The following is a 9032-nucleotide window of genomic DNA, read 5'->3' as shown; positions in this document are numbered from 1 at the left end:
TTTTTTTAAATGGGCGAGAGGATCTGGCGATGTTTAGTAGCGGTCAGTTCCTTTTTCTGCCACGCGCAAAGTTTTAAAACAAAGCAATGCAGCAAGTTGTAGGTCCATTTTTATTTTCATGGCAGCAATCTATATGCTGAAAAATGAAAATAATTTTCCATAGGTAATAATGGGCGTATTTCTACTTAAATCTTATCCCTTACCAAACTTCTAAATGAAATGTATGGCTGAGTAGTTACAAATAAATAACGTACAAATAGATGGGGGATTGAGGTCATGCCAGTATTAGTCTTTTGTATTATCGTTACATTTATGTTGTATCTCTTCTACAAAACAAAATATTTTCGTACAAACCGTTCTATGGAGAAAGGATGGCTTGCAGGAAAATCAGCCATTGCACTCGGGTTATTTGTTGCCTTATTTGGTGTAAATCAATTTTTCCTAGAAATTTCAACGACCCGTATTATCGTTGGCGTTTTATTTGCAATCATTGGCGGAGCTAGTATTTATAACGGCATTCGCCAATATAAACATTTCTTACCGCTTGCGATTGAGGAAGCTGAGCAGTTACAAAAATAATTGAAGTGAGAGGAAATGAACACCTTTCTAAACGATTTTTTCAACCGAATTCAATATGAAAAACAAGATGTGACTTTTGAAGATATTTGTACGTTACAATCTCAATTTGCGAAGCATATACCATTTGAAAATATGAGCATTATCCAAAACGAAAACGTTCATATTACCTTTGAAGATGTAAAAAGAAAAATAATAGACAATCGCCGCGGCGGTGTTTGCTATGAACTGAATCCTTTATTTTACTACGCTTTAAAAGAACTAGGATTTGACGTTCATTTAATTGGAGGGACTGTTTTTAGCAACGAAGAAAATTGGCTCATCCAAACACACTTTGCAACGATTCTACATCATAATGGACAGCGATACTTAATCGATGTTGGTTTCGGTTCCCATCATGCTCTGCAACCTCTTCCGTTTACAGGGGAAACAATAACTTCTCCAACTGGTATATACCGTATTCAAAAGAAAGAAACAACTTTCGGAGAATACTCATTTGAAAAATATCAAGACGGCAAGCTAGAAATTGGCTATGATTTCTTTCTAGCACGGATTGATGAAACAGCCTTACAAAACGCCAAACAGATTATAACCCACCACGAAAAGTCACCCTTTAATAAATCACCATTGCTTACAAAACGAACAGACGACGGTCACATTACACTCACAGACAAAACATATACCGTAATAAAAGAAAAACAGAAATCTAAACAAACGATTGATACGCAAACTTTTCGAGCACTTGCTTTACGTGAATTCGGCATTGCAATTCAATGAAAAAGGAGTTGACTAAAAAGTCCATTTTTTAGTCAACTCCTTTCACTTTTCAGTATGAGTCAGCTCAGCGGATTGACTACTTGTATGTCGAATATCATCGAAGGGTCTTTCTATCGTGTCGAAGCGCCGATATATTGCAAAGAACGGTCGATAACGGAAGAAAGGACTGACTCAAAAGGCACTTATGTGTCTTTTGAGTCAGCTCCTTCTTCTTTTTATATTAACGATGACGCAATTTATATATATAACTTGCAACAAGAGACGACGGTAAGTTAAACAAGTTTCCTTGTAAATTGAAATGCGCCTGTTCTTCTTCAAATGACATCTTTTCATATAACTCATTTTGCGTAAGGCCTGTTCTTTTCATTCGTTCTTTCAAACCAGATATATAGGAGTATTGAATCGGAATCATAATGAGAAAGTAAAAAAGTGCAATGCTAGCAAATAACATACACACGCCCTCCTTCTTCCATCATATCGCACGACAGAAAATTCAGATATTTGTTTATACAAGAAAAGCCACCCTTACTGGCAGCTTTCCCCACTTAACGATCAATCAACTGAACCATCAGTAATGCTTTTCCAACAACACTACTTTCATGATGTACTTCTACTTCAACCTTACCAAATTTCCGGCCAATTTCTAATACTTTCGGATGGACAGATACAATGTTGTCAATTTGAACCGGTTTTACAAAGTAAATGGTTAAATTTTCAACAATTATGTCACCTTTTTTCAGCGCGCGCAGTACACGATTGGTCGCTTCTGTCACAATTGTTGTGAATACGCCGTACGACAAAGTTCCAATTGAATTTGTCATTTGCGGAGTAACAGAAAAATGATATGCGTGATCTTGTTTTGCTTCTTTCTGATTCACAAATTGATTTGTTACAATATCATCAATCGTTTCTCCAACTTGCGGCTGACGCTGAATCATTTGGAGTGCTTGGAGCACATCTTGACGACTAATAATCCCTTGCAATGTATTGCTATCGTCAACAACAGGAAGAAGTTCAATCCCTTCCCACACCATCATACGTGCCGCTGCTGCAACAGACATTTTTCCGTTTACAGTAATCGGATGTTTTGTCATTACTTTTTCAATTGGTGTGTCTTTTGCTACACCAATCATATCTTTAGACGTTACAATACCTAGCACTTTATTTGTTTCATCTACAATCGGATAACGGCCATGCATCGTTTCTTCATTATACTTATGCCATCTTTCTGCTGTATCATTCGGTTGTAAACATACCGTCTCTTCAATTGGTGTTAAAATATCTTCAACAAGAACAATTTCTTTTTTTATAAGTTGATCATAAATAGCACGGTTAATAAGCGTGGCTACTGTAAATGTATCATAGCTACTAGAAATAATTGGAAGCTTTAACTCATCTGCTAATTTCTTCACATGTTCTTCCGTATCAAATCCACCTGTAATGAGTACAGCTGCGCCCTCTTCAAGTGCTAATTGATGTGCTTGTGTACGGTTTCCGATAATAAGTAAGTTGCCGGCTTCTGTATAGCGCATCATCGCTTCTAGTTTCATTGCCCCAATTACAAATTTATTTAACGTTTTATGTAAACCTTCTCTTCCGCCAAGTACTTGACCATCGACAATGTTAACAACTTCCGCAAATGTTAGCTTTTCAATATTTTCTTTCTTTTTTTGTTCAATGCGAATTGTCCCGACCCGTTCAATTGTACTTACATATCCTTTATTTTCCGCATCTTTAATTGCACGATACGCTGTTCCTTCACTCACGCCGAGCTCTTTTGCAATTTGGCGCACAGAAATTTTATGCCCAATTGGCAAACTGTTGATATACTCCAAAATTTGGTTGTGTTTCGTAGCCAACTAATTTCACCATACTTTCTTTTCCCTAAATTCTTCATGTGTTGTATTTTTAGTATACTATATTTCCAAAACTGTTACACTTCATGTTTCTATATCTGTACTATTTTTTTTATAACAAATCTATTCAAGTTTCTTACAATAATGTAATTTCCTTGTCACCTCATTCGATGGTTCGTTTCATTTCTTTATCGTACAATGAAAACAAGAAATAAGAGAAAAGGAGCGATATGATATGAAAAAAGCTTTAAATTTAATCGGTGCGATATTGTTAGCATTTGTGGATGGAAAGAAAGTAGCGATAGCGTTAAACGAAACTACAGAAATAGAAACAGACACACCACAATCTAAAAATGATATAACAAATATAACATTTACATTATACCCTTCTCACACATAAAAACCTTCACTTTGCCGCGCAAAATGAAGGTTTCTTTTTTTACAATTCAATACCTTCCCCAGCTTCTAATACTTTCCCTACACCGCTGGTTAGTTTCTCGACAAATTGATGCGGATCTTGTTCGATAACTGGGAATGTATTATAGTGCATTGGCACAACAACTTTTGCTCCGACCCATTCCGCTGCAAGCGCGGCATCTTCTGGTCCCATTGTAAAGTTATCCCCAATTGGTAAAAATGCCACGTCAATCGCATGACGTGAGCCAATTAATTTCATATCAGAAAACAGTGCAGTGTCTCCAGCATGATAAATTGTTTTTCCTTCTGCCATAAAGACAATTCCAGCTGGCATTCCTGTATATGTAATTGTTTGATTCTCTTCATCCACATAGCTAGAACCGTGAAATGCTTGTGTAAACTTCACTGTTCCAAAATCAAACGTGTGAGAACCACCGATATGCATTGGATGTGTTTGAACACCTTTCCAGCCTAAAAATGTCGCAAGTTCAAACGGTGCAACGACAACCGCATTGTGTTTCTTCGCTAGTTCCACTGTATCTCCAACATGATCGCCATGACCATGAGATAGGATAATCGCATCTACTGTTACATCTTCAACTTTTAAATCTGTTTTCGGATTGCCTGTAATAAATGGATCAATTAAAATAACCTTTCCATTCGTTTCAATCTTTACAACAGAATGACCGTGATATGATACTTTCATCTGCTTATCCCTCCTTTGTTTTCATTCCACCTCTTATTCTACACGATTTCATAATTTCCTGTCTTTTCAAACATCTATTTGCTTGTCAGAATACTTTCACTCGATGTAAAGTTATACATGTAATGAAAATTTCGGAGGTGCGAATCTATGAATACTAGATTAGAAAAATTAATGCAATGGCTGCAAGAACAAAATACAGAAGCTGCATTCTTAACTTCTACACCGAGCGTCTTCTATATGACGAATTTCCACTGTGAACCGCACGAAAGACTACTTGGCCTATTTGTATTCCAAGAAAAAGAACCAATGTTAATTTGCCCAAAAATGGAAGAAGGCCATGCGAGAGGTGCTGGCTGGACTCATGAAATTATTGGGTATACAGATACAGACAACCCATGGGATATGATTGCAAAAGCAATTGAAGCACGCGGCATTGATGCGGGTACAGTAGCAATTGAAAAAGAACATTTAAATGTCGAACGTTACGAGCTCTTATCACAATTATTCCCAAAAGCAACGTTCAGACCTGCTGAAGAAAAAGTACGCGAACTTCGCTTAATTAAAGACGAAAAAGAGCTTGCGATTTTACGCGAAGCTGCTGCGATGGCTGATTATGCAGTTGAAATTGGGGTAAATGCCATTCAAGAGAATCACACTGAACTTGAAGTGCTTGCAACAATCGAGCATGAATTAAAGAAAAAAGGCATACATAAAATGTCCTTTGACACAATGGTACTAACAGGTGCAAACTCTGCACTTCCGCACGGCGTTCCTGGTGCGAACAAAATGCAGCGCGGTGATTTCGTCCTATTTGACTTAGGTGTAATTATTGACGGCTATTGCTCTGATATTACACGTACAGTTGCATTTGGCGAAATTTCCGACGACCAAAAACATATTTATGAAACTGTATTAAAAGGTCAATTACATGCTGTTGAATCATGTAAACCAGGCGCAACATTTAGTGAAATCGACCGTGCTGCTCGTTCTGTAATCGCAGATGCTGGCTACGGCGACTTCTTCCCGCACCGCCTTGGCCATGGACTTGGCATTAGCGTTCACGAATATCCAGACGTAAAAGAAGGTAACAACTCACCATTACGAGAAGGAATGGTCTTCACAATCGAACCAGGTATTTACGTACCAAACTTAGGCGGCGTTCGTATTGAAGATGATGTTTACATTACAAAAGATGGCGTAGAAATTTTAACGAAGTTTCCGAAAGAATTACAGTTTGTAAAATAAGGATAACGCAAAAAAGAAGGTGCTTTAGAAAGTACCTTCTTTTCTTTCTCTTATTTTTAATTGAAGTAATACGAGAATGATTGATATGACGTGTATAAAAATAGCTACCGACATACAAAATCCGCTTATAAATTCACTTATAGCTCCTTCATAGTACTGCTCTACGTAGCAAGATACTCCGATTAAAAATATAATAATATAAATGATTACGTATATTCCTTTCATCATAACTCCCTCTCATCTATTGCTTCTCAACTGTCACTCCTCGAACAGCCGCTTTCACATAAGGTGCTCCTTGTAGTTGTTTGAGTGATTCTGTTGTCCCTGTCACGACTACACCGTAGATGGGTAGGTCTTTGGGAGGCATTTTTTTTATTTCTTTATAATTCTTACCATAATAGTCTTTAAATCCACCTATACTATTATCATCTGTTAAAAATCTCATTGAGCTAAGAAACTCTTCACTATTTCTCTTTATATCTTTCTGCACATCTTCCATCTTCTTCGCATGACTACCTTTAAATCCAAACACATTGAAAGACATCACAGCGTTTAAAACCCTACCGCTCTTAGGGTCGATTAGTCCCACGTAAGAATCTCCCCTTTTTTCATCGTATGTATCTACCCAAAACCAAGCTGGTTGTATATCTTTCGGTAACATGTTAACAACTTCCTCTGTTGTATACACTTTATCGAAAGACAACGCAACTTCAGCCATTTTATTTTGCATTTCTCCTATGTTCTCTAAATCATTTACATAGTTTATATATTTCATAAACGGTAAATAAAAACGCATTTCTCTTTGCATCGTTTGTATGTTATAGTCTGGCATATTTTCAAAGTCATCTTTCTTATTTGAACGTTCTTCATCTAATATTACATTACCATTATGATTTACCTGACTAACCTCCCACATAGAATACTCATATATTTCGTCAACCCATTTAACTGGTTGGCCAGCTATATTTTTGTACGAGCTATACATCACGGTACCGCCCATTAACCCCGTACTTAATTCCGTCTGTGTATACACTCTCATATTAGGTCCCTGGATATTATGTAATGCATTTACTTCTCGGCCCATTTTTTTATAATTTTCTTGTGTAAAATAAACTATAATACTAAAAGTCCCAACAAGAACAATAATCGTAGCACAAATAGAAATAATCCAGTTTCGTAACAAGTGCTTCCGCTTCGCTTTTTTCATCAAAGCCTTCATCTGTTTATCATCCATATTTAAATCAAAATCTTTACGACTCATCTACTTTCCTCCTATACAATTCTTTAAATTGATTTCGTGCCCTATATAAATTTGTTTTGACCGTATCTTCTTTCATTCCTAATAGATTTGCAATTTCTTTATAGGAGAGCTCGTATTCGTACTTTAGTAATAAAATGTGTTTGTAATCTTGGTTCATCGTTTCTAAAATTTCTTGTACTTCCCCTTGTAGTTCTTTCGTTAGCATGACGTCCTCTAGTGATTTTTGACCTATGAGTACAGCTGATTCAAGCGCAATCGGATTTAAACGTTTTGTTTTTCTATATATATCGCGGTGGTGATTAATAGCAACGCGAAACAGCCATGGAGTCAATCGATCTAGCGGAATATCTTCCATAAATAGTAGTGCCTTATACAATGTATCTTGCACAATATCTTCAGCTTCTTTTGTTTCAACGCCAAGCTTTCGTAAATAGTGATATACTACTTTTGATTTTTCTAATAACAGTACTTCGTATGTATCATAATTCATCATTCGCTCCTTTCTATATACTTAACGTTCGAACATGGAAAATGTATACAAAGTTTATAAAATTTTTTCTCAAATATATAAATCTAAATTAAAAAACCTACATAAAACCATTCTTTTTCGGTGGGTGAGAGCATCTGGCCATGCATAGAAGCGGTCAGTGCCCTTTCCTACCACATGCAAAGTAAAACAAAGGGAGAAAGCAAATGCAGACTCCTTTTCTTCTCCATAGCCGCAATCTATATATCGAAAAATTTGAATGGATTCATAGAGAAAAGCACATCAAAACTCGATGTGCTTTTCTGTACATTCTCCGGAATCATTACAACTTCTGTCCTCATATCAACAGGAGGCTCCTCTTCACCGATACATTCATACCAGAACTCCAAATGTTTCTGATCAATCTCATGCTGTGATTCTTCTACGTATTTACCGCCTTCTCCTTGAACAGATTACCAATATAAGTATTCTTCTCCGTTACCTATTTCCCGGAAAATTGTCTCTACGTACATTTTCTCGTCGTTTCATGTCAACAGATCGTCTTTCATATGATCATTAAGCAGCTCATCCACCCATCAACGCGATTACTCTTTCCTTGCTGTACTTTAAATCGAGTTCACTCAACTTCCATTCGTTCCCTCGCCTTTTTTATGCACTTTTCTTATATGTACATCGTTTATTTACATCGCTAAAAAGCACTTCTAAATTGTTTCCGTCTCTTTTCATTTGCTGTTTTGAGATGAAGGAATTTCCGTAGTCAAGAATATATGAATCTCCTTTATTCTCTTGTTTATATGTCCCTTTATATTTATCTTCTTTTTTCTGGTCATTTGTATACATCTCTACCAAATGATAAATAACGTCCTTTTTCTCTTCCTTTTTTGTAACCGTTTCAAATTTATAGTATACCGGACATTGCTTTTGTTTCTCTTGAGACAGTTCCCATGTCCCATCTATTCCATCATTTCCACACGCACTTAACATAGCTGTACATGCAGCAGTAAATGCAAATCTAAAAAACGTCCTACCCATTCTTTTTTCCCTCATTTTATATGTCATCCTTAATTATGAATTATATGTATAAATCTATTTTGATTTTTCAACATCAAAGTTGCTGTTATGTAAAACAAAAAGTTACATGCACTCATTTGCTCGTTTTGTTTTAACATTGCCTGTGGCAGAAAAGGGCCCTGACCGCTCCAAGTATGGCCAGCCGCTCTCGCCCATCTAAAAAAAGTGGTTTTTATGTTGGTTTTTCAAATCGTATTTATATATATTGAAATTAGCAACACTAAATCCATATTATACCACGTAAATTTCTTCCTCAATTAACAATTCCCCTAAAATTTTCTCTAAATTAGTATTTATATTTTTCAATCACTTCATCGCATATCAATTATCCGGAAGTTGAGATCTATTCCACGATAACTGTATCAGCCTCTAAATCTTCAAAACAAAGATTTACAGTACGTTTTAATGCTCTTGTCCGGTGAATGGTTCCCGCTGGAATTAGCAACGTATCATTTGGCTTCAAAGTAATCGTTTCTTGATTTTGAAAATCAATCAATAGCTCTCCTTCTACTACCATAAATAACTCATCTGAATTCGAATGAAAATGCCAGTCATATTCTCCTGTAAAAACAGCAATGCGTAAACAGTGATTATTTACATTTGAAACAACGAAATTTTTGATGCTAGACTAAAAAG

The 9032-nt window shown here is 36.2% G+C and carries 12 protein-coding genes and 1 pseudogene; 4 read left to right on the top strand and 9 right to left on the bottom strand.

What is annotated here, in order from left to right:
• Positions 1–276: 276 nt before the first annotated feature.
• Together V7024_RS09400 and V7024_RS09395 are read left to right on the top strand one after the other, a co-directional pair.
• Positions 277–579 carry a YtpI family protein gene (locus tag V7024_RS09400; protein ID WP_335518735.1) on the top strand — a complete coding sequence of 101 codons (303 nt, stop codon included), beginning with the start codon at positions 277–279 and terminating at the stop codon, positions 577–579.
• Between the two features lie 15 nt (positions 580–594).
• Positions 595–1353: an arylamine N-acetyltransferase family protein gene (locus V7024_RS09395; RefSeq protein ID WP_335518732.1), complete on the top strand. Its 759-nt coding sequence runs from the start codon at positions 595–597 to the stop codon at positions 1351–1353.
• A 220-nt stretch (positions 1354–1573) separates the two neighbouring features.
• Here the strand turns inward: V7024_RS09395 and V7024_RS09390 are convergent, their stop codons facing one another.
• Together V7024_RS09390 and V7024_RS09385 are read right to left on the bottom strand one after the other, a co-directional pair.
• Positions 1574–1804 (bottom strand): DUF3949 domain-containing protein, encoded by a 231-nt coding sequence (locus V7024_RS09390; RefSeq protein WP_335518729.1) that lies wholly within the window; start codon positions 1802–1804, stop codon positions 1574–1576.
• A 94-nt stretch (positions 1805–1898) separates the two neighbouring features.
• Positions 1899–3212, bottom strand: coding sequence for a CBS domain-containing protein (locus tag V7024_RS09385; protein ID WP_335518726.1), 1314 nt, complete (start codon positions 3210–3212; stop codon positions 1899–1901).
• A 232-nt stretch (positions 3213–3444) separates the two neighbouring features.
• Between V7024_RS09385 and V7024_RS09380 the strand changes: the two genes are divergently transcribed.
• Positions 3445–3609 carry a hypothetical protein gene (locus tag V7024_RS09380; RefSeq protein ID WP_335518723.1) on the top strand — a complete coding sequence of 55 codons (165 nt, stop codon included), beginning with the start codon at positions 3445–3447 and terminating at the stop codon, positions 3607–3609.
• Between the two features lie 39 nt (positions 3610–3648).
• Here the strand turns inward: V7024_RS09380 and V7024_RS09375 are convergent, their stop codons facing one another.
• Complete coding sequence (locus V7024_RS09375) at positions 3649–4332, bottom strand: metal-dependent hydrolase (RefSeq protein WP_335518720.1); 684 nt, start codon at positions 4330–4332, stop codon at positions 3649–3651.
• Between the two features lie 147 nt (positions 4333–4479).
• Here V7024_RS09375 and pepQ point away from each other — a divergent pair, with 147 nt between their 5' ends.
• Positions 4480–5577, top strand: coding sequence for a Xaa-Pro dipeptidase (gene pepQ, locus V7024_RS09370; protein ID WP_335518718.1), 1098 nt, complete (start codon positions 4480–4482; stop codon positions 5575–5577).
• Between the two features lie 24 nt (positions 5578–5601).
• On the opposite strand, the gene V7024_RS09365 is transcribed toward pepQ, so the two are convergent.
• From V7024_RS09365 to V7024_RS09340, 6 genes and pseudogenes are all read right to left on the bottom strand, one after another.
• Positions 5602–5802: a hypothetical protein gene (locus V7024_RS09365; RefSeq protein ID WP_335518715.1), complete on the bottom strand. Its 201-nt coding sequence runs from the start codon at positions 5800–5802 to the stop codon at positions 5602–5604.
• Positions 5803–5818: 16 nt separating this feature from the next.
• Entirely contained in the window at positions 5819–6838 is a 1020-nt protein-coding gene (locus V7024_RS09360) for an anti sigma factor C-terminal domain-containing protein (protein ID WP_335518711.1), read from the bottom strand.
• Positions 6828–7328, bottom strand: a complete 501-nt coding sequence (locus tag V7024_RS09355; RefSeq protein WP_335518706.1) for an RNA polymerase sigma factor — start codon at positions 7326–7328, stop codon at positions 6828–6830. Before V7024_RS09355 ends, V7024_RS09360 begins: the two co-directional genes overlap by 11 nt.
• 236 nt (positions 7329–7564) lie before the next feature.
• Positions 7565–7893 (bottom strand): annotated as a pseudogene (locus V7024_RS09350) (DUF6176 family protein).
• A gap of 80 nt (positions 7894–7973) precedes the next feature.
• Positions 7974–8357 carry a hypothetical protein gene (locus V7024_RS09345; protein ID WP_335518704.1) on the bottom strand — a complete coding sequence of 128 codons (384 nt, stop codon included), beginning with the start codon at positions 8355–8357 and terminating at the stop codon, positions 7974–7976.
• Positions 8358–8739: 382 nt separating this feature from the next.
• A complete protein-coding gene (locus V7024_RS09340) occupies positions 8740–9018 on the bottom strand; it encodes a cupin domain-containing protein (protein ID WP_335518738.1) in 279 nt (92 codons plus the stop codon).
• Positions 9019–9032 lie beyond the last annotated feature (14 nt).

Origin of the sequence: Bacillus sp. JJ864 (assembly GCF_036963045.1) — a bacterium.
Lineage (GTDB): Bacteria > Bacillota > Bacilli > Bacillales > Bacillaceae_G > Bacillus_A > Bacillus_A pseudomycoides_C.
The sequence above is the reverse complement of the archived record's forward strand: the minus strand, read 5'-3'. Positions and strand labels throughout refer to the sequence as shown.

What these genes read in the sequence shown, in the direction of transcription:
- V7024_RS09400 (WP_335518735.1), top strand. Translation starts at nt 277, where the DNA reads ATGCCAGTATTAGTCTTTTGTATTATCGTTACATTTATGTTGTATCTC.
- V7024_RS09395 (WP_335518732.1), top strand. Translation starts at nt 595, where the DNA reads ATGAACACCTTTCTAAACGATTTTTTCAACCGAATTCAATATGAAAAA.
- V7024_RS09390 (WP_335518729.1), bottom strand. Translation starts at nt 1,804, where the DNA reads ATGTTATTTGCTAGCATTGCACTTTTTTACTTTCTCATTATGATTCCG.
- V7024_RS09380 (WP_335518723.1), top strand. Translation starts at nt 3,445, where the DNA reads ATGAAAAAAGCTTTAAATTTAATCGGTGCGATATTGTTAGCATTTGTG.
- V7024_RS09375 (WP_335518720.1), bottom strand. Translation starts at nt 4,332, where the DNA reads ATGAAAGTATCATATCACGGTCATTCTGTTGTAAAGATTGAAACGAAT.
- pepQ (WP_335518718.1), top strand. Translation starts at nt 4,480, where the DNA reads ATGAATACTAGATTAGAAAAATTAATGCAATGGCTGCAAGAACAAAAT.
- V7024_RS09365 (WP_335518715.1), bottom strand. Translation starts at nt 5,802, where the DNA reads ATGAAAGGAATATACGTAATCATTTATATTATTATATTTTTAATCGGA.
- V7024_RS09360 (WP_335518711.1), bottom strand. Translation starts at nt 6,838, where the DNA reads ATGAGTCGTAAAGATTTTGATTTAAATATGGATGATAAACAGATGAAG.
- V7024_RS09355 (WP_335518706.1), bottom strand. Translation starts at nt 7,328, where the DNA reads ATGAATTATGATACATACGAAGTACTGTTATTAGAAAAATCAAAAGTA.
- V7024_RS09345 (WP_335518704.1), bottom strand. Translation starts at nt 8,357, where the DNA reads ATGGGTAGGACGTTTTTTAGATTTGCATTTACTGCTGCATGTACAGCT.